Raw genomic sequence first — 26,118 nt, 5'->3', positions numbered from 1 at the left:
GTTGATCAGATTTGCAGGATTTAAAGCCGCTGCCTTGCGCAGCGGCTTTATTTTTTGTCTGAGAAGAACTTCACAAAGCGTTCACGCATTCTAAACTTGCAACTGACAGTGCTGGACCTTTAGCTGGCGGGCACGACAATGAAGATGACAGAAATTCAGAGGACGAGCCTGATGAAACCCCTTCTGCCCCAGATGCGCTTTACCGGAATTCACGCTTGGGCTGCGGCTTTGGGGATTTCGGCGACACTGGTTCTGGGCAGCAGCGATCCTGCCCGTGCCAATGAAGAGGGCGTCACGCGCAGCCACGGGTATTCCTATTTCGGAAATCTGGATTATCCGGCGGACTATCCGTACTTGAACTACGTCAACCCAGACGCACCAAAGGGCGGAGAGCTGTCTTTGGCGGGCTCAGGTACGTTTGATTCCCTGAACCCTTATTCGCGCAAGGGGCGGGCAGGCGCTTTGACCACGCTTCAATATGACCCGCTGATCGAAAGCACCGCGGACAGTGTCGGGCAGTATTATGGGGTTGTTGCGGAAAGTATGGAATATGACGAAGGGCGCAATTATGTGATCTTCAATCTGCGCCCCGAAGCTATGTTCTGGGATGGCACCCCGGTGACTGCCGAAGACGTCGTCTATAGTCATCGTTTGTTCATTGAGCAGGGTTTGCCGTCTTATGCGCAGGCCGTCGGGCGCATGGTTACAGGGGCTGAAGCGCTGGATGACCATACCGTCAAATTCACATTCAGCCCGGATGTCACCCGGCGCGGGTTGATCGAAACCGTCGGGTCGACCCCGGTATTTTCAAAAGCCTGGTTCGAGGCTGATGAGAGCCGTCGCCTCGACGAACCCCGGTTGGAGGTCGCGGTTGGCTCTGGCCCTTACAAACTGGACAGCTACGACATCAATCGTCGGATCGTCTACAAGCGTCGCGATGATTATTGGGGCAAGGACCTGCCGATCAACGTAGGCCGCAACAATTACGACACCATCCGGATCGAGTATTTCGCGGACCAGACCGCCGCCTTCGAAGGGTTCAAGGCGGGCGAATACACGATGCGTATCGAAAGTGACCCCAAGCTCTGGGCCTCTAGTTACGATTTCCCGAAACTCAGCGAAGGGTTTGTCGTGCAGGACGAGATCGTGGATGGTAGCCCACCGACGCCGTCGGGTTTCGTTTTCAATCTGGGCAAGCCTCAATTTGCCGACAAGAATGTGCGTAAAGCGCTGGCGCTGGCGTTCAATTTCGAATGGGCAAATGAATCGCTGATGTTCGGTCTGAACGCACCGCGCAGTTCATTTGTGCAGGGGACACATCTTGAAGCGACAGGCGTGCCGGAGGGTGCCGAACTGGCGTTTCTGGAAACGCTGGGTGACGTGGTTCCGGCCGAGGTGTTCAGCGAGCCTGCGCTTGTCGTCCACGAATCCAATCCAGCTCGGTTGAACGACCGTCGCAATTTGCGGCAAGCCTCGAAACTGCTGGACGAGGCTGGTTGGCCCGTCGGCGACGGCAATCTGCGCCGCAATGCCGATGGGCAGATGCTGAAGGTCAATATTCCGTATGCGTCGAGCATTCCAACCTCGACCGCCACCATGATCGAGACCTATGTGCAGAACCTGCAGTCGATCGGTGTGGATGCTTCGGCAGAGAAGGTAGATCCTTCTCAATTCACCCTGCGGCGGCGTGAGCGTGATTATGATATGGTATATTCGAACCGCTACGGCTCGTTCCTGTCGACCGGCGGGGGTCTCAGTCAGATGTACGGATCGGAAGAAGCCGCGTTCAGCTTGTTCAACCCTGCCGGTCTTGCCAGCCCGCTTGTTGACGCTGTGATCGAAGCGTCATTCGACACGACAAATCAGGCAGAACAGGATGCTGCGCTGATGGCGTTGGATCGTGTCTTGCGTTATGAGTTCTTCGTCATTCCCGATGGGTATGTGGCGGATTACTGGACGGCTTATTACGACATGTACGAATACCCTGAAAACCTGCCTCCATTCTCGCTTGGGTATCTCGATCTGTGGTGGATCAACCCCGAGAAAGAGGCTGACCTGAAAGCCAAAGGCGCGCTGCGATAACATGGGCGCCTATATCCTAAGACGCCTGTTGCTGGTCATTCCGACCCTTCTGGGCATCATGATCGTCAACTTCACGCTGGTGCAGTTCGTGCCCGGTGGTCCCATTGAACAGATCATCGCGCAGATCGAAGGGCAGGGCGACGTCTTTGCTGGGTTCGCTGGTGGAGGCGATGCCGGAGCTGGGGCCGAGCCCGCAGGTGGTGCCTTTGATGACAAATACGTCGGTGCGCGTGGCCTTCCGCCCGAATTCATCGCTGAACTGGAAAAAGAGTTTGGCTTCGACAAACCGCCACTGGAACGCTTTCTGGGCATGATGGGCAACTACCTGACGCTGGATTTTGGAGAGAGCTATTTCCGCTCGATCAGTGTGATTGATCTGGTGCTGGAAAAGATGCCGGTGTCTATTTCGCTGGGTCTGTGGTCGACGCTGATCGCCTATCTGGTCTCGATCCCGCTAGGTATCCGCAAGGCGATCAAGGACGGGTCGAGCTTTGATACTTGGACCAGCGGTGCGATCATCGTGGCCTATGCGATCCCCGGTTTCCTGTTTGCCATTCTGCTGCTGGTGTTGTTCGCCGGTGGCTCTTACTGGCAGATTTTCCCGCTACGGGGTTTGACCTCGGACAATTGGGACAGCCTCAGCCTGTTTGGGAAGATTACTGACTATTTCTGGCACATTGCTTTGCCGATAATCGCGCTGACCATCTCGGCCTTTGCGACGCTGACGCTGCTGACCAAGAACTCGTTTCTGGATGAGATCAAGAAGCAGTACGTGATGACCGCTCGCGCCAAGGGTTTGAGTGAAAGCAAGGTGCTGTATGGTCATGTCTTCCGCAACGCGATGCTGATCGTGATTGCAGGTTTCCCTGCTGTATTCATTGGTGTGTTCTTCGGTGGATCGATCATCATCGAGACCATTTTCTCGCTCGATGGTCTTGGGCGTCTGGGCTTTGAGGCCGCAGTGGCGCGCGACTATCCGGTGATTTTTGGTACGCTTTTCATATTTGGCCTTATGGGGCTGGTCGTCGGCATTATCAGCGATCTGATGTATGTGCTCGTTGACCCACGTATCGATTTCGAAAAGCGGGAGGGGTAAATGGCACTCTCCCCTCTCAATCAGCGCCGTTGGCGCAACTTCCGGCGCAATGGCAGGGCGTTCTGGTCGCTGATCATCTTCTCGGTGTTGTTCGGCCTATCGCTGTTTGCCGAGTTCATCGCCAACGACAAACCGATCCTGGTAAAGTACCGGGGTGAAATCTACACGCCAGTCTTCAACTTTTACGCCGAGACTGAGTTCGGCGGTGATTTCCAGACCGAGGCGATCTATCGCGACCCCGAGGTCATGTGCCTGATCGATAGCGGCGGATTGGATCAGTGCTTCGACGACCCCGAAGGTATCATCGACGAAATCAAGGCGGGCACGTTCGAAGCGGATGGGTTTGAGCGAGGCTGGGCCATCTGGCCTCCAATCCCGTATTCCTTCAACACCAGCGTGGACCGCCCGGGCGCTGCACCGCTGCCGCCTAATGGTCAGAATCTGCTCGGCACTGACGACACCAAGCGAGATGTGCTAGCTCGTGTCATCTATGGCTTCCGCCTGTCGATCCTGTTCACTTTACTCGTCACCGGTGTGGCCAGTTTGATCGGCATTTTTGCTGGGGCCATTCAGGGGTTCTTTGGCGGTTGGCTGGATCTGATCTTCCAACGTATTATCGAGATCTGGTCGGCGACACCCTCGCTTTATGTCATTATCATCATGTTCGCGATTCTTGGGCGAAGTTTCTGGCTCTTGGTGATTCTGATGATCCTGTTCAGTTGGACCGGACTGGTGGGCGTCGTGCGCGCTGAATTCCTGCGGGCACGAAATTTGGAGTATGTCCGTGCCGCGCGGGCGCTGGGCGTGGGTAACATGACGATCATGTTTCGCCACATGCTGCCTAATGCGATGGTCGCCACGCTGACCTTCATGCCGTTCATCGTGACTGGAACCATCGGTGGGCTGGCTTCGCTGGATTTCCTTGGCTTCGGTTTGCCGTCTTCAGCCCCGTCGCTTGGAGAGTTGACTTTGCAGGCGAAACAGAACCTTCAGGCACCGTGGCTGGCCTTCACTGCCTTCTTCACCTTTGCCATCATGCTGTCGCTGTTGGTCTTCATTTTTGAAGGCGTCCGCGATGCGTTTGATCCCAGAAAGACCTTCTCATGAGCCTTTTGGATGTGAACAACCTCAAGGTCTCGTTCCGGCAGGACGGGCAGGTGAGTGCGGCAGTCAAAGGCGTGTCCTTTACCGTCGACCGGGGTGAAACGGTGGCTTTGGTGGGCGAATCCGGCTCGGGCAAATCCGTGACGGCGTTGAGCACTGTGTCGCTGCTGGGTGATAGCGCAATTGTCGAAGGCTCGGTCACTTATGAAGGGCAAGAGATGATCGGCGCGTCCGAAGACAGGTTGATGGACGTGCGCGGCAACGACATTAGTTTCATCTTTCAGGAGCCGATGACCTCGCTCAATCCATTGCACACGATCCAGAAACAGATGGCGGAATCGCTGGCTCTGCATCAGGGCGTTACCGGCGATGAGGCACGGGAACGGATTGTAGAACTGCTGACCAAGGTCGGCATCCGAGACCCAGAGGAACGGCTGGACAGCTATCCGCACCAGTTGTCCGGCGGGCAGCGTCAACGCGTGATGATCGCGATGGCGTTGGCGAACAAGCCGGACATTTTGATCGCGGATGAGCCGACAACGGCGCTGGACGTCACCATCCAGGCGCAGATTCTGGAGTTGCTGGCCGAATTGCAAAAGTCCGAGAACATGGGTATGTTGTTCATCACCCATGACCTTGGCATCGTCCGCCGCATCGCCGACCGGGTTTGCGTGATGAAGGACGGCGAAATTGTCGAAGCCGGAGTGACAACGGAGATTTTCGACAACCCGCAACACCCCTATACTCGCAAGCTTCTGGAGGCCGAGCCGTCCGGGCACCCCGACCCGGTGGCCCCGGATGCCGAAGAGGTAGCCCGCACCGATCACCTGAAAGTCTGGTTCCCGATCCAGCGCGGTTTCCTGAAACGGACCGTAGGCTATGTGAAGGCCGTCAACGACGCGACCCTCAGCGTCCGTGCCGGGGAAACGCTTGGGATCGTGGGGGAGAGCGGCTCGGGCAAGACGACGCTGGCGCTGGCGATCATGCGTCTGATCGCGTCCGAGGGCGGGATCACTTTCCGCGACCAGAATGTGCGCCGCTGGTCAACGCGCGAGTTGCGGCGGTTGCGCAAGGACATGCAGATCGTATTTCAGGATCCGTTCGGCAGCCTCAGCCCGCGGATGACCTGCATGCAGATCATCGCCGAGGGGCTGGCCATCCATAAGGTCGATCCTCATCGCGCCCCGCGCGATCTGGTGGCCGAAGTGATGAACGAGGTCGGATTGGACCCCTCTGCGATGGACCGCTATCCGCATGAGTTCTCCGGCGGGCAACGCCAGCGGATCGCCATCGCCCGCGCCATGGTGTTGCGGCCCAAGCTGCTGGTTCTGGACGAGCCTACAAGTGCGCTGGACATGACCGTGCAGGTGCAGATCGTTGACCTGCTGCGTGACCTGCAAAGGAAATACGGGCTGGCCTATCTGTTTATCAGCCACGACCTGAAGGTCGTGCGCGCGATGTCACATAACGTAATCGTCATGCGAAACGGCGATGTCGTCGAGATGGGCGCTGCCGAAGATTTGTTCGAACACGCCCAGACCGACTACACCCGCGAACTGATCGCGGCAGCGGGCTGATACGCAGCCCGCGCCTTCGATGTCAGGCTATTTCCTTGTTTTTGGCTGACGCGGGAACGGGGCCGCGCAGTTCTTCATAGTGATCGAATTGCAGTTTGACCCAACCGGTGCCACGGGTGGCACTGGCGAGGGTTCGGTGCAGTTCATCTTCCGCAACGGCGGGGAGTGTCGCATTGAAGATTTCCCAGCCTGAGGCGTTGGGGTTGCCTTCGAAACCTAGGACTTGTCCCTGCAGCGAGCTGATCGTTGGAACGAGATCGCCTACGAAGGTTGACGGCAGATGGATCTCGGCGTTCAGGATCGGTTGCAGCACGACTGGTTTCGCTTCGGGCAGCGCTTCACGCACCGCGTTCTTGCCAGCGGTGCGGAAGGCATAATCCGAACTGTCCACGTTATGGTGCTTGCCGTCGCTGAGCGTCACCTTAACGTCCACCACAGGGAAACCTTCGGGGCCTTCGACCAGTGCGTCCTTGGCCCCGTGTTCAACCGAAGGAATGTAATTCCGGGGTACGGCCCCACCTTTCACCACTTCCTCGAACTGGAACCCCGAGCCGCGCGGCAGCGGAGCGATGGATATGACCACATCGGCAAACTGCCCCGCACCGCCGGATTGCTTGCGGTGGCGATGGCGATGATCGACCCTTGTGCGAATGGTTTCGCGATAGGCGGTTCCGGCGGCCTCGGCCTCGATCTCGATGCCAAAATCCTCGGCGAGTTTGGCGGTCACGCGGCGCATGTGCTGCGGGCCTTGTGAGCCCAGAATAGAATGACCGCTCAACTCGTCTTGCTCCAGGTGCAGGCCGGGGTCGATCTCAACCAGCCGGGTCAACGCATTCGACAGGCGCACGTCGTCTCGCTCATGCGCGGGCGATACGACCTGACGATGCGCGGCAGGATGGGATGAGGCCCATTCCGGCAACGGCGTTGCCGCCGCGCTGTCATAGATGAAGCCAGGATTAAGGTGGTCGGATTTGACAGCAAGGCCAATATGTCCGGCTTCAAGCGCGCTGATCTGGGTCTTGGCGTCCAAGGTTGTCAGATTTCCAACAGTTTCGCCACCAAGGGGTTCATGAGCTTTCACGCCGTCGCCCAGACCGCGCAATACGGTGATCTTGCCGATATGCTTCTTCACATCCGCAAAGCCAGCAATGGCACGGGCGTTTTCTTCGGCCTCATCCCGGTCAGCTGCAATGTTGAATTCAGGTGCTTCATGACGCAGCGCTTTCATCAAGCGGGTCAGACCGTTGCCATGGCTCGCGGCACCCAGACAAGCCGGGATAAGCTGATGGTTCTGCAAGACCTGTGCGGCCAGCTCGTATACCTCGTCGCTTGGGGGCTGTTTGTCCTCAATCAGTTGCTCCAGCAGATTGTCATCGAAATCCGATAGGGTCTCCAACAACTCAGTGCGTGCTTCCTGTTCGCGGTCTTCCGCTGATTGCGGTAGCTCGATCAGGGCCGAGGGCTGCCCCTCCTGATACTTCCAGGCGCGTTCCGAGATCAGATCGACTGCGCCGATAATGGTGTCTCCGTCCCGGATCGGCACCTGCCGCAGAGCGATGTGGTGGGTGCAATAGGTCTGCAGTGCAGCAACGATGTCGCGGATGCGACCGTTAGGGCTGTCCATGCGGTTGATGAATAAAAAACAGGGAATGCCGGCCTCTTCGACCAACCTTAGATACGGGGCACACAGAACGGCGGCATCGGGGTCAGGCGGGACAACCACAACTGCTGCGTCCGAGATCGCCATGGCCGGGCCGACATAGGCCAGCGCATCGCCGCCTCCGTCTACGTCCACAGCGCACCACGGTTCGTTTAAATAAGAAAAACCGTGCAGATGCACGGTTCCGGCAACATCGAATGTGGTGGGCCGCCCGTCGAGGCGGCTGATCGCTTCGACCAAGGTGGATTTGCCCGATTGGCTGGGGCCGAGGACGGTGAAAACGCGCATGAGTGCTGTCCCTCTTTCAGGTTGCAGTATGGCTGCACGAAAAGGGCTGTCGAACGCATGCGCGTCGGCAAGAACTGTCTGCGTTTGCCTGCCTCAGGCTGTGAAGAGGTGGGTCTCTCCACCCCTTGAGTGTGGAGAAAACCGAAGGCATGCGTCAAGCCCCCGTGCCGGTTTGTAAGGGAAGGTCGCGAAAAACGACCTGCCGAAGAGTGTTCAGATCGCGGAACTATGCCCAGCCTTACTCAGATCATACGTGTCAAAGCTGCGCGCGATCATGCGGGTCAGCGCACGTGCTTCGGGCGGTATGAACAATCCGTTTTCATCCACGCGTAGCAACCCGTCGAAGGCCGCGTTTGCCGTTGCGTACATTTGCTGCAGTTCCGCAGTTGAAATGTCATAATCGCGCAGAATCTCGGCCGAGTTGATCTGAAAATCGCACATCAATGCTTCGATCAGACGAGACCGTAGAACATCCTGATCTTTGAACAAATGCCCGCGCGACGTCGAGAACCGCCCTTCGCGTATGGCCTTCGTATGAGCCGAGGTTGCCGGTGCGTTCTGCGCATATCCTTGCGGGAAGCGTGAGATCGAGCTGGCACCCAAGCCAATCAGAATAGGAGCTTGATCGTCTGTATAGCCCTGGAAATTTCGTTTTAGGCGACCCGCGCGCAACGCGTGGGTCAGTCCATCGTCCTGCGTTGCAAAGTGGTCGATCCCGATCTCGGCATAATTGTCCCATAGGAACAGTCGCCGGGCGGTTTCAAAAAGTTCCAGTCGCTGTTCCGGTGTGGGCAGGGCATCTGATGGAATCAACTGCTGGCGCTTGGCCATCCACGGCACATGCGCGTAGCCATAGAGTGCGACCCGGTCAGGGTTCAGCGACAACAGCTTTTGCACACTTTCGGTCATGCGTGCCTTGGTCTGGTGGGGCAGGCCATAAAGGATGTCCGCATTCAGGCTGGATATACCACGCGCTCGGATCATCTCGGCAGCTTCGCGGGTGGTGTCATAGCTTTGAATGCGACCGATGGTTTTCTGGATTTCGTCGTCAAAATCCTGAACGCCGATCGATGCGCGGTTCATCCCGGCTTCGGCCAGTGCATCCAGCCGAGCTTCGTCGATCTCATTCGGATCGATCTCGACGGAAAACTCGGCGTCTGGGCCTAAAGGCACAATCTCAAGGATTCGCGCGGCCAGATCCCGCATCAGGTCTGCATTCAACAGCGTCGGCGTACCGCCGCCCCAGTGTAGCCGCGACAATTTAACACCCTCTGGCAGGCGTGCCGCCAGCAGGTCCAGCTCGGCCTTTAGCACGTCGACATAGGCAATGACCGGGTTATCAGTCTGGGTGCCTTGTGTCCGGCAGGCGCAAAACCAGCACAGCCGACGGCAGAAGGGTACGTGGATGTAAAGCGAGATTGAACTGCCCGGAGCAATCCCGGAAATCCAGTCGCTAAACAGATCGGCCCCAACGTCATTGCTGAAGTGGGGTGCGGTGGGATAGCTTGTGTAACGCGGTACTTTCGCGTCAAAAAGTCCAAGCCGTGCCAGTTGAGGTTTCAGTGTCATAAAGATATGACTATAGCTGGAGGGCCCAGGGTACTTTGACCGAAATCAAATGGAAGCGCGAATGACACTCAAGGCCCAATTCGACCACACCAATTGCGCAGAATGCCCGATCCGGCATCGTGCGGTGTGCGCGCATTGCGAAAAGGACGAGCTGGAAGAGCTTGAGAACATCAAGTACTACCGCAGCTTTGAGGCGGGGCAGACGATCATCTGGTCCGGCGATCCGATGAATTTTGTCGGCTCGGTCGTGTCGGGAATCGCGTCTTTGACACAGACGATGGAGGATGGGCGCAGGCAAATGGTCGGCCTGCTGCTGCCTAGTGATTTCGTGGGTCGCCCTGGACGAGACAACGCGCCTTATGACGTGGTTGCAACCACCGATCTGATGATGTGCTGTTTCCGCAAAAAGCCGTTCGAAGACATGATGATCACAACGCCGCACATCTCGCAGCGTCTGCTGGAAATGACGCTGGACGAATTGGATGCGGCCCGTGAGTGGATGCTGGTGCTTGGGCGCAAGACGGCGCGGGAAAAGATTGCCAGCCTGCTTTCGATCATCGCGCGCCGGGACGCATCGATTCATCAAGCCGGAATGGTAGCTCCGATTGTCTTTGACCTGCCACTGACGCGCGAGGCGATGGCCGACTATCTTGGGCTGACCCTGGAAACTGTCAGCCGGCAGATTTCCGCCTTGAAGAAAGATCAGGTCATTACTCTGGAAGGTAAACGCCATGTAACAATCCCCGATATGGGGCGCCTAATGGAAGAGGCGGGCGACGATACCGATGGCGGGTTTCTGGTCTGATGCCTCAGCCCGCCGCCCTCGAACAATTGGGAGTCCCTTATGGAATTTAGCGGTTTACTCGCCATGCTGTTCATCGGCGCAATAGCTGGCTGGCTGTCGGGAAAAATCATGGAAGGGCGTGGGTTCGGCCTGATCGGGAATATTATAGTCGGGATTGTCGGTGCGTTTCTGGCGGGCACGATCTTTCCCGCCCTGGGCTTTGCGGTTGGCGGAGGGCTCATCTCTTCGATCTTCTTTGCCACTATCGGCGCGGTGATCCTGCTGTTCCTGATCGGCCTGATCCGCAAGACATAAAGCCGCACCAGAGACGGGCGGCTTTTGCGTTTGTTGGCGTCGTCAGTGAGCCAGAAACACGGGGATTTCTGATTGCTCCAGCATATTGCGGGTCGCACCGCCCAAAATGGCCTCGCGAAAGCGCGAATGGCCATAGGCCCCCATAACGATCATATCGGCCTCGGTATCGGCAGCGTGGCGATTGAGGATGTCTGAGACGCGCGTCATGGTCTTGCTGAGCACGTCGATTTCGCACTTCACCCCATGTCGTGCCAGCATCTGAGATAGCAGACCGCCCGGGTCCGATCGATCCGGCCCATGACGCGGTGGATCAATCACAACAATCCGTGTGAGTTCGGCCTGCTTCAAGAATGGCAACGCGCGACGGATGGCGCGCATCGCTTCGACGCTTTCGTTCCAGCCCACCATGACGGTTTTAGGGGCCGAAATCGGTTTGTTATCATCGGGCACTAACAGCACCGGCGAATGGCCTTCGAACATGGCGGCCTCGACGATGGGTTCAGCTTCTGCGTCGCGGTCTTTTCCATAAGGTCGCGGCAATACCACGAGATCCGAAAAGCGCGCGCGACGTGCGACATGTCGCCCGAGATCAGCGATCTGAGCTACCCCGTTTTCAGCGGACCAGCGCACGCCCGACTTACCCAGATAATCCTGAGCGTAGGCGAGTATCTCGTCCGCCTCGGCATTGGCGCGGCTCAGGGTCTCCTGCAGGATCAAAGCGTTTGCACCGGCATAATAATAACCGGTCTGACTGCGATCGACGCCAAGACACAACGCTTCGACATGGGCGTCCTGCCCTTCTGCCAATGCCACCATTTGTGCCAGTGCGTTCTGAGAAAGCTTGGTTTCCGTCATGACCGTAAGAAGAGATTTAAATGCCATGTCGACCTCATGTTTCCGGCGCTGTCCGTTGCCAGCGCGTGTCTGTTTCTGCAAAATACCTCTCACAGAAAACAGGGGCTTGTCTTGATGCAGATCAAAGCGTCAAAGGCGACCTCGCTGCATTACAGCATGCAGTCAAAAAGGTTTCGCGTGACACGAAGAATCGCGCGAGGCATGGCAAAGGGACGCAATATGTCAAATTACATCAAGCTGATCGTGCTTGGGCTGGTGGTGCTGTTCGCAGCCATCGGCTCTAACTACGCACGGGATTTGGCGTATCAGGTGCACGCAATTCTGGTGATGTTGATCGCCGGCGGTCTGTTCATCTGGACGCTTAGAAACACGGAAGAGCCAGATATCCTCGTCGACCGCTCTGGTGAGTATATGGATGACGTGATCCGCTACGGCGTGATCGCAACCGCATTCTGGGGGGTAGTCGGGTTCCTGGCGGGGACTTTTATTGCGTTCCAGCTAGCCTTTCCGGCGCTGAACTTCGAATGGGCGCAGGGCTATCTTAATTTCGGGCGTCTGCGGCCGTTACATACATCGGCGGTTATCTTTGCCTTTGGCGGTAACGCGTTGATCGCAACTTCGTTCTATGTCGTACAGCGCACCAGCGCTGCGCGACTTTGGGGTGGAAACCTGGCATGGTTCGTGTTCTGGGGCTATCAGCTGTTCATCGTGCTTGCGGCAACCGGTTATATACTTGGTGGAACGCAGTCGAAAGAATATGCCGAACCTGAATGGTACGTTGACCTGTGGCTGACCGTTGTCTGGGTTGCCTATCTGGCTGTTTATCTGGGCACGATCATCAAGCGGAAAGAGCCGCACATCTACGTGGCAAACTGGTTCTATCTGGCCTTTATCGTGACTGTCGCCATGCTGCACCTGGTCAACAACATGACCATCCCGGTCAGCATCTGGGGATCGAAATCGGTCATCGTCTGGTCTGGTGTTCAGGATGCCATGATCCAGTGGTGGTATGGCCACAACGCCGTGGGCTTCTTCCTGACTGCCGGTTTCCTGGGTATGATGTACTACTTCATCCCGAAACAGGCTGAGCGTCCAGTATTCAGCTACAAGCTGTCGATCATCCACTTCTGGGCGCTGATCTTCCTGTATATCTGGGCCGGCCCGCACCACCTGCACTATACCGCGCTGCCTGATTGGGCCTCGACCCTTGGCATGGTATTCTCGGTGATCCTATGGATGCCTTCGTGGGGTGGTATGATAAACGGTCTGATGACCCTGTCGGGTGCATGGGACAAACTACGCACTGACCCAGTGATCCGGATGATGGTGATTTCGGTCGGCTTTTACGGCATGTCCACGTTCGAGGGTCCGATGATGTCGATCCGCGCTGTGAACAGCCTCAGCCACTATACCGACTGGACTATCGGTCACGTACACTCGGGCGCGCTGGGCTGGAACGGTATGATCACCTTTGGTGCTCTTTACTTCCTAGTCCCTGTTCTGTGGAAGCGTGAGCGCCTGTACTCGCTGCAGCTGGTCAGCTGGCACTTCTGGCTCGCCACCATTGGCATCGTTCTCTACGCGGCGTCGATGTGGGTCACCGGTATCATGGAAGGCCTGATGTGGCGTGAAGTGGACGCCAATGGCTTCTTGGTGAATTCGTTCGCTGACACCGTTGCCGCGAAGTTCCCGATGTATGTGGTGCGTGCGCTGGGTGGCGTGATGTTCGTCGCTGGCTCGCTGATCATGTGCTACAACCTGTGGATGACTGTACGGAAAGCGCCGGCCAAAGAGGCCAGCCTGACCGTCGCGGTCCCGGCTGAATAAGGAGGGCCGGAGCAATGGCAATTCTCGACAAACACAAGATCCTCGAGACCAACGCGACCCTCCTGCTGATCTTCAGCTTTCTGGTCGTGACCATCGGTGGCATCGTACAGATCGCGCCCCTGTTCTATCTTGAGAACACCATCGAGAAGGTGGAGGGCATGCGCCCTTACACCCCTCTCGAACTGGCGGGGCGTGAGGTTTATCTGCGCGAAGGCTGCTATGTTTGCCACAGCCAGATGATCCGCCCGATGCGTGATGAGGTTGAACGCTATGGCCACTACTCGCTGGCGGCTGAATCCATGTATGATCATCCGTTCCAATGGGGGTCCAAACGCACCGGGCCGGATATTGCCCGCGTCGGTGGCCGGTATTCGGATCAATGGCAGGTGGACCACCTGCGCGATCCACAATCGGTGGTGCCGGAATCGGTGATGCCGAAATACGGCTTCCTTGAGGATCGTAAGCTAGACGGCAAGTATATCGGTGACATCATGGCGGCAAATGCCGTGGTCGGCACCCCGTATACCGACGAGATGCTTGAACAGGCGCAGGCCGATTTTCGGGCGCAGGCCGATCCGGACAGCGATTATGATGGATTGTTGGAACGCTATGGCGACAAGGTCAATGTGCGTAACTTTGACGGTCAGCCCGAGCTGACTGAAATGGATGCGTTGGTTGCTTACCTCCAGATGCTGGGCACGCTGGTCGATTTCTCGACCTTCACCCCGGACGCAAGCCGTTAAAGGAGGGTGTGATGGAACTATACACAATTCTAAGGCAGTTCGCGGATAGCTGGATGTTGCTGCTCCTGTTCTCGTTTTTTATTGGCATCATCATCTGGGTTTTCCGCCCGGGTGCCAGCAAGGAATACAAGGACACCGCCAACATCCCGTTCCGGCACACTGATGCCCCAGCGCCCCGTCGGGGCGATGACAAACCCGCCACATCCAAGGAGGCGCGGCAATGAGTAAGACACCTGAAAAACAGCCGGGCGATCCTAACACCACGGGTCACAGCTGGGACGGAATCGAGGAATTCGATAATCCGATGCCACGCTGGTGGCTTTGGACCTTTTACGCGACCATCATTTGGGGCGTGATCTACACGATCATGTACCCCGCATGGCCCTTGGTTCAATCGGCAACCGCCGGTGTACTGGGTTGGTCCTCGCGCGAGCTGGTGCAGCAGGAAATGGTCGCGTTCGAAGAAGCGAATGCGCCGTGGAATGCCAAGTTGGTGGAAACACCGCTGGAAGAAATCTCGGCCGACGCGGAGCTGCAACAATACGCAGTTAACTCTGGTGGCGCTGTGTTCCGAACCTGGTGTGCGCAGTGCCACGGATCGGGCGCGCAGGGTGCGCCGGGTTTCCCGAACCTGCTGGATGATGCCTGGCTGTGGGGCGGCTCGCTTGAGGATATCGAGTACACCATCGCCTATGGCATCCGGAACGAGGAAAGCGACGACGCGCGCTATTCCGAGATGCCGGCCTTTGGTGAGATCCTCGAAAAGGATGAGATCACTCAAGTGGTTCAATACGTCATGTCCCTGACTAACGCCCAGACCGATGACGCGGCGGCGCAGGCAGGCAAGGTTGTGTTCGAAGACAACTGCGCGGCTTGCCACGGTGATGACGGCAAAGGCGACGTTTCCCAGGGCGCGCCGAATCTGACCGATGCGATCTGGCTTTACGGCGGCAGCCAAGAGGCCCTGACCGAGACGGTCACCTACAGCCGCTTTGGTGTGATGCCCCCGTGGGAGAATCGCCTGACCGACGCGCAGATTCGCGCTGTCACGGCCTATGTCCACCAGTTGGGTGGCGGTCAGTAAGGGTTAAAAGAACACCTCCGGGTGGTCTCCCGCCCGAAGGTCGAGGCACCGGCTGTTCCATCTGTTCGCGCGTTTCCAGAACAGCCGGTGCCGATTTTCAAACAATAGGGCTGCAATCTCTGCCGGTCCAGATACGGCATTCAATCCAGTATCAAAGATCGTTCAGATTTACATCGCGCGGGTTTTCTCTCCACCAATGATGTTCGGGCAACCAGCGCCGCTTGCGACGGCCCGGCTTTGGCGCATCGTAGATGTGAGGCGTATTGATGCGTGTCGCGTTCAAAAAAGATCTGGCGAATACGATCAGCATGGTTTCCCTCCTGTGCAGAGTTGTTTCTGAGCTTTAAGATTGACCTTTCGCACGCCGAATGCGACTCAATTACCATTTCAATGTGTAAGTAGGGTTTACATATGGACTGGCTATCACTGCCGCCGTTGGCCTCTCTCAGGGCCTTTGCAGCCTTCGCTGAGAAGCGAAGTGTTGTCGAGGCCGGTGCTGCGCTCAATGTTAGCCACGCTGCAATCAGTCAGCAGCTTCGCGCGCTCGAGAAACATCTGGGCGCGGCTCTGCTGGACCGAACGGGCAAAGCGCTGACACTTACCGCGGAAGGTGAGCATCTGGCCCGTGCCCTGCAGCTTGGATTTGGTGCTATCGAGGCTGCTGTGGGTGATCTGGCTCGCTCGGCTCAGGACCGCCCGGTTCATGTGTCGCTGACGTCTTCCTTCGCTGCATCTTGGCTGATGCCGCGACTGCCGAGTTTCCGCGCGACGCATCCCGACGTAAACCTGATCCTAGATCCAACCTTTGAGGTGGTCGAGCTGCAACCGGGTGGCGTGGATGTAGCGATCCGTTATGGCGCCGGCGGTTGGCCGGGGGTGGAGTGTGAGATGTTGTTGCAGACGCCGATGGTCATCGTCGCCTCTCCCACACTATTGGGTAACAAGACCGATTGGTCCCCGGCAGAACTTGCGCAGTTGCCGTGGCTTGAGGAAATTGGCACGACTGAGGGGACAAAATGGCTGACTGAGCGAGGTGTCGGACCCGAACGCGGCGCGGGGCGTACGCAGCTTCCCGGTAACCTGCTGCTGGATGGTTTGCGGTCTGGGCAAGGGGTCACCGTCACTGTGCGACAATTCGTCGAAGCGGACATCAAAGCGGGCCGCATCGTCGAACTGTTCGCCGAGCCGGATACGCGCGGGTATCATATAGTTACGCAAAAACAAGCTCTTAGGCGATCCGTGAAAATCTTCATCAACTGGCTGAGGCGCGAAGCGCGAAGCCAGCAGTAATTCACGCGTCTAAAGGTGTCTGCTCGATGCGCGTTTTGACCCATGTCAAAGTCCCTTGCCTCGTGATCTGGAAGAACACACACTCAGAATAGCCAGTTGCGGAGCCAGCCTGTGAGCGATTCCAATCCCACCCCCAGTCTCTACGCCGCCAGAGAGCCGATTTTCCCGAGACGTGTGTCCGGCCCGTTTCGCAATTTGAAATGGATCATCATGGCGGTGACGCTGGGCATTTACTATGTGACGCCTTGGATCAGGTGGGATCGCGGTCCAAGCCTTCCGGATCAGGCCGTTCTTCTGGATCTGGCGAACCGCCGCTTCTATTTCTTCTGGATCGAGATTTGGCCGCACGAGTTCTATTTCGTCGCTGGGCTGCTGATCATGGCAGGATTGGGTCTGTTCCTGTTCACCTCGGCGCTTGGGCGGGTCTGGTGCGGATATGCCTGCCCGCAGACGGTTTGGACGGACCTGTATATCCTTGTCGAGCGCTGGATCGAGGGCGACCGTAATGCGCGCCTGCGTCTGCACAGGCAGAAAAAGCTGGATTTCCGCAAGGCGCGGCTGCGCCTGACCAAGTGGGTCGCTTGGTTCTTCATCGGGCTCGCGACCGGTGGCGCCTGGGTTTTCTATTTTGCGGATGCACCAACTCTGGCGCGTGATCTGGTCACCGGAAACGCGCATCCAGTGGCCTATACGACGATGCTGATTCTGACCGGCACCACGTTTTTCTTCGGTGGCTTTGCACGCGAACAAATCTGCATCTATGCCTGCCCATGGCCGCGCATACAGGCCGCGATGATGGACGAGGATACCCTGGTCGTCGGATATCGCGAATGGCGGGGTGAACCACGCGGCAAAGGCAAACGTACGGCTGACAGCGAGCTGGGCGATTGCATCGATTGTATGGCTTGCGTCAATGTCTGCCCGGTAGGGATCGACATCCGAGACGGTCAGCAACTGGAATGCATTACCTGTGCACTTTGCATCGACGCCTGCGATGACATGATGGCCAAGATAGGCAAGCCCCGTGGTCTGATCGATTACATGGCGCTGAGTGATGAGGCCCGCGAACGCGAAGGTCAGCCACCCAAAAACGTTTGGAAACACATCCTGCGTCCGCGCACGATCCTGTACACGGCGCTATGGTCACTGGTCGGATTTGCATTGCTCTTTGCGCTGTTCATTCGTTCGGATATCGATTTGACGGTTGCGCCGGTGCGGAACCCGACTTTCGTTACCCTCTCAGATGGCACGATCCGTAACACCTATGATGTACGCCTGCGCAACAAACATGGCGAGGATCGGCCATTCAAACTGACGATTGCTGGCGATCCTTCGCTGCAGATTGAAATCGAAGGTGTTGAAGGCGAGACTGTTAATGTCACTGCAGATACGGCACAATTGACCCGCGTCTATATCACCGCTCCGCAGGGTACTGCCCCTGCAGCGGCTGACAGCACATCGGTTCGCATTTGGGTCGAAGATCTGGAAAGTGGTGAGCGGGCCTACAAGGATACCAGTTTCAACGGACGAGGAAGCTGAGAATGGCGGAACGTCAATTCACAGGCAAACACGCATTGGCGGTATTTGTCGCGGCCTTTGGCGTGATCATCACGGTGAACCTCGTCTTGGCTTATAGTGCAATCAAGACCTTTCCGGGGCTTGAGGTGAAGAACTCTTATGTAGCCAGCCAGGAGTTCAATGAACGTTTGAAGGAACAGCAGGCCCTGGGTTGGAACATCAAGGCCGAGCTGACCGGAGGGCTGCTGGTGCTATACATAACCGATCAGACCGGTTCCCCTGTTGAAGTGGCAGATCTGCAGGCCGTGGTGGGGCGCGCCACCCATGTGAAGGAAGACTTCTCGCCGGACTTTACTTTTGATGGCATCGCCTATGCCGCTCCGGCTGCCCTGGGCGAAGGGAACTGGAACATTCGCCTTGTGGCCAAAGCAAAAGATGGTGCCGAGTTCGCGCAACGTGTGCCCCTGTATGTGAAAGGTTAGAGATGGTTGCGCAAGCCACTCCATCTCGGGCAGCCTGTCCTGGCTGCATCGCAGCCCCGGCGGAAGCGGCGCGGCCAATCCCAGAGGATGTGCAGATCGCGCTGTCGCTGCCGGGCATCCACTGCTCGGCCTGCATCTCTACGGTCGAGCGTGAGTTGAATGCCCATCCCGGCGTTGAAGACGCGCGGGTCAATCTCACGCTGAAACGCGCGATGATCAAGGCGGCACCGGATACGCGCGCCGCCGATCTGATCCCGGTGCTGGAGCGCGCTGGCTTTGAAGCCCACGAACTGGATCCGGGTGCGCTTTCGGCTACGCAAACCGATAAGGCCGGGCGCGATCTGCTGATGCGGCTGGCAGTGGCGGGTTTTGCTTCGATGAACGTGATGCTGTTATCGGTGTCGGTCTGGTCCGGCGCCACCGATGCGACGCGCGACATGTTCCACTGGATATCTGCGGCGATTGCGCTGCCTGCAATTGCGTTCTCGGCCCAGCCTTTCTTTTCCAACGCCTGGAGCGCGCTGCGCGTACGCCGGTTGAATATGGATGTGCCGATTGTTTTGGCGATACTGCTAGCTCTGGTCACGTCGCTTTGGGAAACTGCACTCAGCGGTGAACATGCTTATTTCGACGCGGCTTTGACCCTGACATTCTTCCTGCTAGCGGGCAGGTATTTGGACTATCGCACCCGTGCCGCGGCACGTTCGGCCGCCGAAGAACTAACCGCGCTGGAGGTCCCGCGCGCCATCCGGCTCGTGGATGGGACCGAAGCGGAAGTGGCGGTGGCGAGCCTTAACGTGGGTGATCTGATTCTGGTTCGCCCCGGAGGGCGCATGCCAGTGGATGGCGAAATCATCTCGGGCCAGTCCGAGTTGGACCGGTCGCTGCTGACCGGGGAAACCCTCCCGGTCTTTGCCGAGGCCGGGCTGAACGTCAGTGCAGGTGAGGTTAACCTGACCGGCCCTCTGACCATCCGTGCGACGGCAGTCGGGGAAGATACCTCGCTGCACCGTATGGCGGATCTGGTAGCCATCGCTGAATCGGGCCGGTCACGGTATACCTCGCTGGCAGACAAGGCGGCCAAGCTTTATGCGCCGGGGGTACACATACTCTCCGCGCTCAGCTTCTTAGGATGGTATATTTATTCGGGCGATATCCGGACGGCGCTGAATATCGCTGCGGCGGTTTTGATCATCACATGTCCCTGCGCGCTGGGCTTGGCAGTGCCGGCGGTAACCACTGCTGCATCAGGCCGATTGTTCCGCAGTGGCATGCTGATCAAACACGCGACCGCGTTAGAACGGTTGGCCGAAGTGGATACGGTGGTGTTCGACAAGACCGGAACCCTCACATCCGGTGCGCCTGAGTTGACCAACCTTGGTGATCATTCGCGTAGCGATTTGCAAGTGGCTCTGGCATTAGCCGAAGCGTCTTCGCACCCCTTGTCGCTTGCCCTTGCAAAGGCTGCGCGTGAGGCCGGGATCAAGCCTGCCAAGTTGCACGATGTTGTTGAGGTGCCGGGATATGGCACTGAGGGCGTTTACCGCGATCAGCAGGTCCGGCTGGGTCGAGCGGCCTGGGTCGGCGGCGAAGATGGTGAGCAGACCGCAGCCTGGCTCGCAATCGGATCGCGGACGCCATCGCGCTTTACTTTTACCGACAGTCTGCGCGCAGGCGCTGCCGAGGCGGTCGCGGCTTTCCGTGCGGCAGGCAAAGACGTCATCCTGATTTCGGGCGATACGCAAGGCGCGGTTCAGGCCTTGGCGGGCAAGCTTGGCATTGAGAACTGGATCGCCCAGGCCTTGCCTCAAGACAAAGCCGCCAAGGTGCAGGAGCTGAGTGATCAAGGTCGGCACGTTCTGATGGTCGGCGATGGGCTGAACGATACGGCGGCATTGGCGGCGGCGCATGTCTCGATTTCTCCGGCCAGCGCCTTGGATGCCGCGCGGGTGGCGTCGGATATCGTGCTACTGGGCAATGATCTGTCCCCAATCGCTGAGGCTTGCGATACAGCCGTCAGGGCGACGCGTCGGATTCGCGAGAATTTCCGGATCGCCACTGTCTATAACATCATCGCGGTCCCGCTGGCCGTTGCCGGGTTGGCGACACCCCTTATTGCGGCATTGGCGATGTCGACCTCGTCGATTACTGTTTCGCTGAACGCTTTGCGGCTGAGGTAACTCTGATGGAAGTGCTTGCCTATCTGATCCCGATTTCCCTGCTTTTGGGCGGGGTTGGCTTGGTTGCGTTTATCTACACGGTCCGCTCGAACCAGTATGAGGATCCGGAAGGCGATGCGCGCCGTATCCTCAGCGACGAATGGGATGACAAGCCCAAGCCCTGACAGAGGCGTCAACAGCCCTTGAAATTGCCGCAATGCCCGGCTATGTCCGGCCCATCCGCTAGAAGAGAGATTGTAGCCTCATGGCAACCTTAAACCCGATCCAGTTCATTCAGCAGGTCCGCGCCGAAGTCGCAAAGGTCGTCTGGCCGACCCGTCGTGAGGTTCTGTTGACCACGGTCATGGTGTTCATCATGGCGGCGCTGACGGCTGTGTTCTTTGCGCTGGTTGATCTGGGCATTCGCGGCGGTCTGCAACTGGTACTCGGCGCGTTTAGCTAAGCCGGTTTGGGCAAGCCGAAACGCGACTGCCCCCTTGCACAGCTTGCGATGTCAGAGTAGGTGACATGACTATTCGGAATGGGCGTGCGGCGAATCGGGCTGCGCGCCGCTTTTTGTTCCGGGTGACGCAATAGGATTTCAACGAAGGGCGCGATGCGTCGCAGCCCAAAGGCAAACAAGGACGACAGGTTCATGGCGAAACGGTGGTATTCGGTCAGCGTTCTTTCGAATTTCGAGAAGAAGATCGCAGAGCAGATACGCACGTCGGTGGCTGAGCAGGGCCTTGAAGACGATATCGACGAGGTTCTGGTGCCCACCGAAGAGGTGATCGAAGTGCGCCGGGGCAAGAAGGTCACCACCGAACGCCGCTTTATGCCGGGTTACGTGCTGGTACACATGGAAATGTCGGATCAGGGCTATCACCTGATCAACTCGATCAATCGCGTTACCGGCTTCCTGGGCCCCCAAGGCCGCCCGATGCCGATGCGCGACGCCGAGGTGAACCAGATCCTCAACCGCGTTCAGGAAGGTGAAGAAGCGCCCAAGCTGATGATCAGCTTCGAGGTCGGCGAGAAGGTCAAGGTCAACGACGGCCCGTTCGAGGATTTCGACGGCATGGTCGAAGGTGTGGACGACGAGAACCAGAAACTGAAAGTTTCGGTTTCGATCTTTGGCCGCGAAACACCGGTCGAGCTGGACTTTACGCAGGTCACCAAGCAGAGCTGATTGGTTTCCATCGTACCATCGTTTGGGGTGCCTTATGGGCACCCTTTTTACGTTTGGGGCGTGCTCATCTGCCAGACAGTTTGATCCTCACCAAAACCTTTAAGTGATACAGTTCCGACCGGTTCGCAGAGTGTCGGGAGAAATGCTGCGGCTGTATCCGAAAGGACATGGTCGCAATCCAAGTCTGTGGCCGCCGCTACAAGTCTAGCCGCCAAATTGACGTCGGGACCGATGGCCGTGAAATCCAGCCGATCCCCGCCACCTACATTTCCATAGTGGAAGCGACCATGATGGATCGCAGTCCGTACGCCTAGCTTGTGCTGGAAATCGGCCTCGGCCAGCGACGCCACACCCTCGCGCACCGCTGCGATGGCGGCCTGAATCTGCACCTTTGGCGGAAGATCCGTGCTGGTAGGGAAGATGGCAAAAAAGCCGTCGCCCATGAACTTCAGAATCTCTCCGCCGTGGTCCATGACCGACGGGACAAGGCAATCAAACGTGTCATTCAGCAGCCGGACCAGCGTAGCGCCGGAAACCGAATTCGAAAGGCGGGTAAATCCCTTGAGATCCGCAAACAGGATAACGGCCTCAATTTTGCTGCCATCACCGCGATGTACTTTACCGTCCAGAATGTGGGCGCCACTGTTACGGCCGACATAGGTCGACAGCAGGTAGGTCGCGTCGAGCCGCAGCATATAGGTCTCGGTCAGGCGGGCGAGCGGACCGCGAACCCGGCTCAGGATCGCTAGATCACTCTCTGAAAACCCACCGGGCGTGGCACTTGACCAAGTGCAGACATGGGTATCGCCGTTGAGATAGATCAGCGGTTGCGCCAGATAATCGGTGAAGCCCTGCTCGCGCAATTCGCCGACAATGATGTAATCCTCGGGGCAGCTGGGGTCTTCCAGATGGCGGCGGATGGGTTGCTGACGCTCGATCACATGCGGCAGGGGGTTATCGGTGTAGATCGCCTCGTTGAACAATTGAGACGGCGCGTCGACCCGATCAACGCCAGCGTCCGCTTTCCACAGGAAACGTCGACCCATCAGATTGGGATGCAGCGTCCAGATGAACAAACCGAACCGGTCGATGGCGACACCGGCATCCAGCAGACGGGTACAGATACCTTCGATGATATCGACCGCATTTCCAGCTGGGCGGGCACCGTCAACCATCCACTCGATCAAAGTGTCGATCTTGTCCTGTTTTGGGATCGGTTCCGGTGGGGTCGGCATAGTGGCACCCTCAAGATAGAACGCCGCGATGCAAACAGACACCGCGGCGTTATTTGTATCAGCCTCGCAGTGGCTGAAACGACTGAGTGCGCGACTTACTGCGCTTGAACCATAGCCGCACGCAACAGTTGCGGGCGGTCGGTCTGGGACGGCAGGAAGACGGCTTGCGAACCGGCATCCAGTGCCGAAAGGCTCGCATCGTACCACTGCATCGCAAGATCGCGACGCTGTTGCACACCAAAGCCTTCGCGCAGGTGGTGGCCGATCAACTCTCCATAGGCAGGCTCACCCATCGCGACTAGCATCAATGCGGAACCGACTGCCGTGTCCATGTTGTCCTGACGGTAGCCCATCGACAGACAGACCTTGCTTGTCGCTGCAAGATCAGCGGGGCTGAGGCCCGAGTCCAGCGCAAGCTTGCGTACCTGGGTTTCAGCTTCTGCCTTCGAGCTGATCGAAAGCGCATCAACTTGCGGTGCCAACATTTCGCCGTACGAGTCGCATTGTGCGCTCACCTGATCCGGCGTCAGCCCCTGGATATCCGCCATCAGATCTTCGCCACGCGCCATTGCATAGCTGCGAGCAAGGCAGAACTGTTCGCTGAGGGCAAAATCGGCATCCGTCATATTTGACAGCGTCGTGTAGCCCCCGTTTGTCGAGGTCTGCAGCATCACCCCGCTACACCGATTGGCCAGCGATGGGCCGCCGGTCCCGCCGGAAAACAGGCTTGGCAGGCTGGCAGAGGCGGTTTCAGTTGTATTGGCCTCGGGCTCTGGTTCCTGAGCTTGAGGAACCACAACCGGAATCGTGGTTGCTGGGGCTTGTGCTGGTGCCTGAGGGGCAGCAGCCAGGGCAGAGCCGGTTTGTATCTGCCGACGGTATTCCATCAAAAGCGGTTGGCCTGCGAGTTGGGTTGTCGTCTGACCGCCGCTTGTCGCCCAGTAATAGGCCTGCATCAGGAAGTCGCGCTGATAGGGCTGGAAGTCATAGCCATTCACGGGGTAGCCCATCGAGACCTGATAGCGTTCGATCGCAGACCGCGTGCCACGACCGACCTGACCATCAACGCGACCGGCGTTGTAGCCAAAATAGTTGAGCGCGGTCTGGGTTTGCGCCCCTTGTGTGGTCGACGGAATTCCGGGGCGATAGGTGCGTGTTGTTGTTGACCTCGTCCGGGCCTGCTGTTTTCTCTGCTGATCCCGGCCGATAGCGTAGCCGATGACGCCACCAACCACAGCACCGCCCAGTATCTCGCCAGCATCGGCCCGCGCGGTCTGAGGAGAAAACGCCGCAAATGACAGCGCGATGCCAACTGTTATTAATAAACGAATGATCATAATTAACCTCCACCAAAAATACTAATTTCGTCGAGTATAGCACAGCTGCGAGTATTGAGGTGATGGGGGTGGCGAAAACCCGACCATCCCGCAACCACCGCGCAGATTCTGCATTGATATTAATTTCTTAAGAGCTGTCAGTCGCACCTTGTTAGTAACGATCTGTACGCCGAGAGCGTATGAGACCCACTTGGGGGCTTGATTCGATGTGTGAGAGCAGGGCAGGCCACTTGCCAACCCCGCCGTTCCGCTGTAAATGCCGCCCCTATCGTCTTCGGGCGAGATTCTCTCGTGGGAGGTTGCTGGGATCGCGATCCCGGATCGGACCACGCAACATAGTCTGGGTGAAACGCGTTTCACCTAAGTTGAAAGGAAAACCAAATGGCCAAGAAGCTTGCTGGTACAATGAAGCTGCAGGTTCCTGCAGGTCAGGCGAACCCGTCGCCACCAGTTGGTCCGGCGCTGGGTCAGCGCGGCATCAACATCATGGAATTCTGCAAGGCGTTCAACGCCAAGACCGCAGACATGGAGCCCGGCGCTCCGTGCCCGACCGTGATCACTTATTATCAGGACAAGTCCTTCACCATGGACATCAAGACGCCGCCCGCGTCTTACTACCTGAAAAAAGCGGCTGGTCTGAAGCCGGTTGGCAAGCGTAACCGTCCTCGTGGTGCGGAAAACCCAGGTCGTGAGACCGTGGCAACCGTAACCTCGAAGCAGGTTCGTGAAATCGCCGAAGCCAAAATGAAAGATCTGAACGCCAACGACGTCGAAGGCGCAATGCAGATCATCCTGGGCTCGGCCCGCTCAATGGGCATCGAGGTGAAGTAAGATGGCAAAACTCGGTAAACGTACCCGCGCTGCGCGCGAAGCTGTCGCTGGCAAGGAAAACCTGTCGGTCGAAGAAGCTGTTTCCCTGGTCAAAGGCAACGCGACCTCGAAATTCGACGAGACCATCGAGATCGCTCTGAACCTTGGCGTTGACACTCGTCACGCAGATCAGATGGTTCGCGGCGTTGTTGGCCTGCCGAACGGTACCGGCAAAGCGATGCGCGTTGCTGTATTTGCTCGTGGCCCCAAGGCAGACGAAGCGAAAGAAGCGGGCGCAGATATCGTTGGCGCAGAAGATCTGATGGAAACCATTCAGGGCGGCACCATCGAATTTGATCGCTGCATTGCAACCCCGGACATGATGCCGATCGTCGGTCGTCTGGGTAAAGTGCTCGGCCCCCGCAACCTGATGCCGAACCCCAAAGTTGGCACCGTGACCATGGACGTGAAAGCGGCTGTGGAAGCAGCAAAAGGTGGTGAAGTTCAGTTCAAAGCGGAAAAAGGCGGCGTTGTGCACGCCGGTGTTGGCAAAGCGTCCTTCGACGAAGCCAAGCTGGTCGAAAACGTCCGTGCCTTCATCTCGGCTGTTGCGAAGGCCAAACCGTCGGGTGCCAAAGGCACCTATATGAAGAAAATCGCGCTGAGCTCGACCATGGGCCCGGGTGTGACTTTGGACGTGGCGGCTGCTGCGGGCGAATAAGCCTTAGCGTTTAGCTTTGAGAACTTGATCCCGGGTAGTGAGAACTGCCCGGGATTTTTATTGCGCACCACATGAGAAACAGGCTGTAGCTGTGTGATAGCGCGGTTGCTTGCACCTCAATTGAAATCTTGAAGTTTTGCCAATTTCAAACCCGGTTACAGCTAAGCTGACTAAAAAGCAGCGATACACACAAACATAGATTCACTGCTTCAGCAGCGGTGGCTAAAGAAGCGATTGAACTAGGGGGTGCGGTCTGACACAGTTCCCCCATTGCCGTGTAGTAGCTGTTCGAGAATACCCATCAATGAACCAAAATATTCGTCAGAAATCACTTCCAGAAGATCGACGCGCCTTTTGGGACCAGTTTTATGCGAAATCGGCAGGGTCATGGGA

The 26,118-nt window shown here is 57.6% G+C and carries 26 protein-coding genes; 19 read left to right on the top strand and 7 right to left on the bottom strand.

Features of this window, described 5'->3' with window-relative positions:
• The first annotated feature begins 171 nt into the window (after positions 1-171).
• The 4 genes from ACRZ9U_RS06970 to ACRZ9U_RS06955 are packed head-to-tail and all read left to right on the top strand — an operon-like array spanning position 172 to position 5,859.
• Positions 172-2,082: an extracellular solute-binding protein gene (locus tag ACRZ9U_RS06970; RefSeq protein WP_170406534.1), complete on the top strand. Its 1,911-nt coding sequence runs from the start codon at positions 172-174 to the stop codon at positions 2,080-2,082.
• Position 2,083: 1 nt separating this feature from the next.
• Positions 2,084-3,178, top strand: a complete 1,095-nt coding sequence (locus ACRZ9U_RS06965; protein ID WP_170398655.1) for a microcin C ABC transporter permease YejB — start codon at positions 2,084-2,086, stop codon at positions 3,176-3,178.
• The gene (locus ACRZ9U_RS06960; protein WP_170398652.1) at positions 3,179-4,285 is read left to right on the top strand and encodes an ABC transporter permease; all 1,107 of its coding nucleotides are present in this window, start codon (positions 3,179-3,181) and stop codon (positions 4,283-4,285) included.
• Positions 4,282-5,859 carry an ABC transporter ATP-binding protein gene (locus ACRZ9U_RS06955; RefSeq protein WP_170398649.1) on the top strand — a complete coding sequence of 526 codons (1,578 nt, stop codon included), beginning with the start codon at positions 4,282-4,284 and terminating at the stop codon, positions 5,857-5,859. Before ACRZ9U_RS06960 ends, ACRZ9U_RS06955 begins: the two co-directional genes overlap by 4 nt.
• Before the next feature lie 22 nt (positions 5,860-5,881).
• Here the strand turns inward: ACRZ9U_RS06955 and ACRZ9U_RS06950 are convergent, their stop codons facing one another.
• Positions 5,882-7,807, bottom strand: coding sequence for an elongation factor G (locus ACRZ9U_RS06950; RefSeq protein ID WP_170406530.1), 1,926 nt, complete (start codon positions 7,805-7,807; stop codon positions 5,882-5,884).
• 213 nt (positions 7,808-8,020) lie between these two features.
• Positions 8,021-9,376 (bottom strand): oxygen-independent coproporphyrinogen III oxidase, encoded by a 1,356-nt coding sequence (gene hemN / locus ACRZ9U_RS06945; RefSeq protein WP_170406528.1) that lies wholly within the window; start codon positions 9,374-9,376, stop codon positions 8,021-8,023.
• Positions 9,377-9,437: 61 nt separating this feature from the next.
• Here hemN and fnrL point away from each other — a divergent pair, with 61 nt between their 5' ends.
• A complete protein-coding gene (gene fnrL / locus ACRZ9U_RS06940) occupies positions 9,438-10,181 on the top strand; it encodes a transcriptional regulator FnrL (RefSeq protein ID WP_170406526.1) in 744 nt (247 codons plus the stop codon).
• A gap of 39 nt (positions 10,182-10,220) precedes the next feature.
• Positions 10,221-10,475 carry a GlsB/YeaQ/YmgE family stress response membrane protein gene (locus tag ACRZ9U_RS06935; protein WP_170398637.1) on the top strand — a complete coding sequence of 85 codons (255 nt, stop codon included), beginning with the start codon at positions 10,221-10,223 and terminating at the stop codon, positions 10,473-10,475.
• A gap of 42 nt (positions 10,476-10,517) precedes the next feature.
• On the opposite strand, the gene ACRZ9U_RS06930 is transcribed toward ACRZ9U_RS06935, so the two are convergent.
• Positions 10,518-11,357 carry a universal stress protein gene (locus tag ACRZ9U_RS06930; protein ID WP_170398633.1) on the bottom strand — a complete coding sequence of 280 codons (840 nt, stop codon included), beginning with the start codon at positions 11,355-11,357 and terminating at the stop codon, positions 10,518-10,520.
• A gap of 192 nt (positions 11,358-11,549) precedes the next feature.
• On the opposite strand from ACRZ9U_RS06930, the gene ccoN reads away from it, so the two are divergent.
• From ccoN to ccoP, 4 genes are read left to right on the top strand one after another with little or no spacing between them, the layout of a single operon-like run.
• Entirely contained in the window at positions 11,550-13,157 is a 1,608-nt protein-coding gene (gene ccoN, locus ACRZ9U_RS06925) for a cytochrome-c oxidase, cbb3-type subunit I (protein ID WP_170398630.1), read from the top strand.
• Between the two features lie 14 nt (positions 13,158-13,171).
• Entirely contained in the window at positions 13,172-13,900 is a 729-nt protein-coding gene (gene ccoO / locus ACRZ9U_RS06920) for a cytochrome-c oxidase, cbb3-type subunit II (protein WP_170398627.1), read from the top strand.
• Positions 13,901-13,911: 11 nt separating this feature from the next.
• Positions 13,912-14,124, top strand: coding sequence for a cbb3-type cytochrome c oxidase subunit 3 (locus ACRZ9U_RS06915; RefSeq protein WP_170406523.1), 213 nt, complete (start codon positions 13,912-13,914; stop codon positions 14,122-14,124).
• The gene (ccoP, locus tag ACRZ9U_RS06910) at positions 14,121-14,984 is read left to right on the top strand and encodes a cytochrome-c oxidase, cbb3-type subunit III (RefSeq protein WP_170398621.1); all 864 of its coding nucleotides are present in this window, start codon (positions 14,121-14,123) and stop codon (positions 14,982-14,984) included. The genes ACRZ9U_RS06915 and ccoP overlap by 4 nt, the downstream gene beginning before the upstream one ends.
• Before the next feature lie 151 nt (positions 14,985-15,135).
• Here the strand turns inward: ccoP and ACRZ9U_RS06905 are convergent, their stop codons facing one another.
• The gene (locus ACRZ9U_RS06905) at positions 15,136-15,294 is read right to left on the bottom strand and encodes a hypothetical protein (protein WP_170406520.1); all 159 of its coding nucleotides are present in this window, start codon (positions 15,292-15,294) and stop codon (positions 15,136-15,138) included.
• Positions 15,295-15,395: 101 nt separating this feature from the next.
• Between ACRZ9U_RS06905 and ACRZ9U_RS06900 the strand changes: the two genes are divergently transcribed.
• The 7 genes from ACRZ9U_RS06900 to nusG all read left to right on the top strand — a co-directional run bounded on the left by ACRZ9U_RS06900 (position 15,396) and on the right by nusG (position 21,622).
• A complete protein-coding gene (locus tag ACRZ9U_RS06900; protein WP_170406517.1) occupies positions 15,396-16,274 on the top strand; it encodes a LysR family transcriptional regulator in 879 nt (292 codons plus the stop codon).
• Positions 16,275-16,385: 111 nt separating this feature from the next.
• On the top strand, positions 16,386-17,813 hold the full coding sequence (gene ccoG, locus ACRZ9U_RS06895; protein ID WP_170398610.1) for a cytochrome c oxidase accessory protein CcoG: 1,428 nt from the start codon (positions 16,386-16,388) through the stop codon (positions 17,811-17,813).
• 2 nt (positions 17,814-17,815) lie between these two features.
• Positions 17,816-18,274 carry a FixH family protein gene (locus tag ACRZ9U_RS06890; protein ID WP_170406514.1) on the top strand — a complete coding sequence of 153 codons (459 nt, stop codon included), beginning with the start codon at positions 17,816-17,818 and terminating at the stop codon, positions 18,272-18,274.
• Between the two features lie 2 nt (positions 18,275-18,276).
• On the top strand, positions 18,277-20,454 hold the full coding sequence (locus ACRZ9U_RS06885) for a heavy metal translocating P-type ATPase (protein WP_170406511.1): 2,178 nt from the start codon (positions 18,277-18,279) through the stop codon (positions 20,452-20,454).
• 5 nt (positions 20,455-20,459) lie between these two features.
• A complete protein-coding gene (gene ccoS / locus ACRZ9U_RS06880) occupies positions 20,460-20,618 on the top strand; it encodes a cbb3-type cytochrome oxidase assembly protein CcoS (protein ID WP_074737762.1) in 159 nt (52 codons plus the stop codon).
• A gap of 80 nt (positions 20,619-20,698) precedes the next feature.
• Entirely contained in the window at positions 20,699-20,896 is a 198-nt protein-coding gene (gene secE / locus ACRZ9U_RS06875; protein ID WP_170398600.1) for a preprotein translocase subunit SecE, read from the top strand.
• 192 nt (positions 20,897-21,088) lie between these two features.
• Positions 21,089-21,622: a transcription termination/antitermination protein NusG gene (gene nusG, locus ACRZ9U_RS06870; RefSeq protein WP_152459924.1), complete on the top strand. Its 534-nt coding sequence runs from the start codon at positions 21,089-21,091 to the stop codon at positions 21,620-21,622.
• A 47-nt stretch (positions 21,623-21,669) separates the two neighbouring features.
• On the opposite strand, the gene ACRZ9U_RS06865 is transcribed toward nusG, so the two are convergent.
• The gene (locus ACRZ9U_RS06865; protein ID WP_170406509.1) at positions 21,670-22,857 is read right to left on the bottom strand and encodes an adenylate/guanylate cyclase domain-containing protein; all 1,188 of its coding nucleotides are present in this window, start codon (positions 22,855-22,857) and stop codon (positions 21,670-21,672) included.
• Between the two features lie 95 nt (positions 22,858-22,952).
• The gene (locus tag ACRZ9U_RS06860) at positions 22,953-24,194 is read right to left on the bottom strand and encodes a peptidoglycan-binding domain-containing protein (protein WP_170406505.1); all 1,242 of its coding nucleotides are present in this window, start codon (positions 24,192-24,194) and stop codon (positions 22,953-22,955) included.
• Between the two features lie 381 nt (positions 24,195-24,575).
• Between ACRZ9U_RS06860 and rplK the strand changes: the two genes are divergently transcribed.
• Together rplK and rplA are read left to right on the top strand one after the other, a co-directional pair.
• A complete protein-coding gene (gene rplK, locus ACRZ9U_RS06855) occupies positions 24,576-25,025 on the top strand; it encodes a 50S ribosomal protein L11 (protein ID WP_010440985.1) in 450 nt (149 codons plus the stop codon).
• 1 nt (position 25,026) lies between these two features.
• Positions 25,027-25,725: a 50S ribosomal protein L1 gene (gene rplA, locus ACRZ9U_RS06850; protein WP_010440987.1), complete on the top strand. Its 699-nt coding sequence runs from the start codon at positions 25,027-25,029 to the stop codon at positions 25,723-25,725.
• A 239-nt stretch (positions 25,726-25,964) separates the two neighbouring features.
• On the opposite strand, the gene ACRZ9U_RS06845 is transcribed toward rplA, so the two are convergent.
• Positions 25,965-26,114 (bottom strand): hypothetical protein, encoded by a 150-nt coding sequence (locus tag ACRZ9U_RS06845; protein ID WP_480439580.1) that lies wholly within the window; start codon positions 26,112-26,114, stop codon positions 25,965-25,967.
• Between the last annotated feature and the right edge of the window lie 4 nt (positions 26,115-26,118).

This window comes from Ruegeria sp. D7 (genome assembly GCF_056534355.1).
Note: the sequence above shows the minus strand (reverse complement) of the source record. Positions and strands in the feature narration are given on the sequence as shown.

Bases quoted from the DNA above. Each gene is read 5' to 3' on its own strand.
- ACRZ9U_RS06885 (WP_170406511.1), top strand. From the start codon at position 18,277: ATGGTTGCGCAAGCCACTCCATCTCGGGCAGCCTGTCCTGGCTGCATC.
- rplK (WP_010440985.1), top strand. From the start codon at position 24,576: ATGGCCAAGAAGCTTGCTGGTACAATGAAGCTGCAGGTTCCTGCAGGT.
- ACRZ9U_RS06865 (WP_170406509.1), bottom strand. From the start codon at position 22,857: ATGCCGACCCCACCGGAACCGATCCCAAAACAGGACAAGATCGACACT.
- nusG (WP_152459924.1), top strand. From the start codon at position 21,089: ATGGCGAAACGGTGGTATTCGGTCAGCGTTCTTTCGAATTTCGAGAAG.
- ccoN (WP_170398630.1), top strand. From the start codon at position 11,550: ATGTCAAATTACATCAAGCTGATCGTGCTTGGGCTGGTGGTGCTGTTC.
- ACRZ9U_RS06890 (WP_170406514.1), top strand. From the start codon at position 17,816: ATGGCGGAACGTCAATTCACAGGCAAACACGCATTGGCGGTATTTGTC.
- ACRZ9U_RS06960 (WP_170398652.1), top strand. From the start codon at position 3,179: ATGGCACTCTCCCCTCTCAATCAGCGCCGTTGGCGCAACTTCCGGCGC.
- ACRZ9U_RS06970 (WP_170406534.1), top strand. From the start codon at position 172: ATGAAACCCCTTCTGCCCCAGATGCGCTTTACCGGAATTCACGCTTGG.
- fnrL (WP_170406526.1), top strand. From the start codon at position 9,438: ATGACACTCAAGGCCCAATTCGACCACACCAATTGCGCAGAATGCCCG.
- ACRZ9U_RS06950 (WP_170406530.1), bottom strand. From the start codon at position 7,807: ATGCGCGTTTTCACCGTCCTCGGCCCCAGCCAATCGGGCAAATCCACC.
- ACRZ9U_RS06965 (WP_170398655.1), top strand. From the start codon at position 2,084: ATGGGCGCCTATATCCTAAGACGCCTGTTGCTGGTCATTCCGACCCTT.
- rplA (WP_010440987.1), top strand. From the start codon at position 25,027: ATGGCAAAACTCGGTAAACGTACCCGCGCTGCGCGCGAAGCTGTCGCT.
- ACRZ9U_RS06915 (WP_170406523.1), top strand. From the start codon at position 13,912: ATGGAACTATACACAATTCTAAGGCAGTTCGCGGATAGCTGGATGTTG.
- ccoO (WP_170398627.1), top strand. From the start codon at position 13,172: ATGGCAATTCTCGACAAACACAAGATCCTCGAGACCAACGCGACCCTC.
- hemN (WP_170406528.1), bottom strand. From the start codon at position 9,376: ATGACACTGAAACCTCAACTGGCACGGCTTGGACTTTTTGACGCGAAA.
- ccoS (WP_074737762.1), top strand. From the start codon at position 20,460: ATGGAAGTGCTTGCCTATCTGATCCCGATTTCCCTGCTTTTGGGCGGG.
- ACRZ9U_RS06935 (WP_170398637.1), top strand. From the start codon at position 10,221: ATGGAATTTAGCGGTTTACTCGCCATGCTGTTCATCGGCGCAATAGCT.
- ACRZ9U_RS06930 (WP_170398633.1), bottom strand. From the start codon at position 11,357: ATGGCATTTAAATCTCTTCTTACGGTCATGACGGAAACCAAGCTTTCT.
- ACRZ9U_RS06845 (WP_480439580.1), bottom strand. From the start codon at position 26,114: ATGACCCTGCCGATTTCGCATAAAACTGGTCCCAAAAGGCGCGTCGAT.
- ccoP (WP_170398621.1), top strand. From the start codon at position 14,121: ATGAGTAAGACACCTGAAAAACAGCCGGGCGATCCTAACACCACGGGT.
- secE (WP_170398600.1), top strand. From the start codon at position 20,699: ATGGCAACCTTAAACCCGATCCAGTTCATTCAGCAGGTCCGCGCCGAA.
- ACRZ9U_RS06860 (WP_170406505.1), bottom strand. From the start codon at position 24,194: ATGATCATTCGTTTATTAATAACAGTTGGCATCGCGCTGTCATTTGCG.
- ACRZ9U_RS06905 (WP_170406520.1), bottom strand. From the start codon at position 15,294: ATGCTGATCGTATTCGCCAGATCTTTTTTGAACGCGACACGCATCAAT.
- ACRZ9U_RS06900 (WP_170406517.1), top strand. From the start codon at position 15,396: ATGGACTGGCTATCACTGCCGCCGTTGGCCTCTCTCAGGGCCTTTGCA.
- ACRZ9U_RS06955 (WP_170398649.1), top strand. From the start codon at position 4,282: ATGAGCCTTTTGGATGTGAACAACCTCAAGGTCTCGTTCCGGCAGGAC.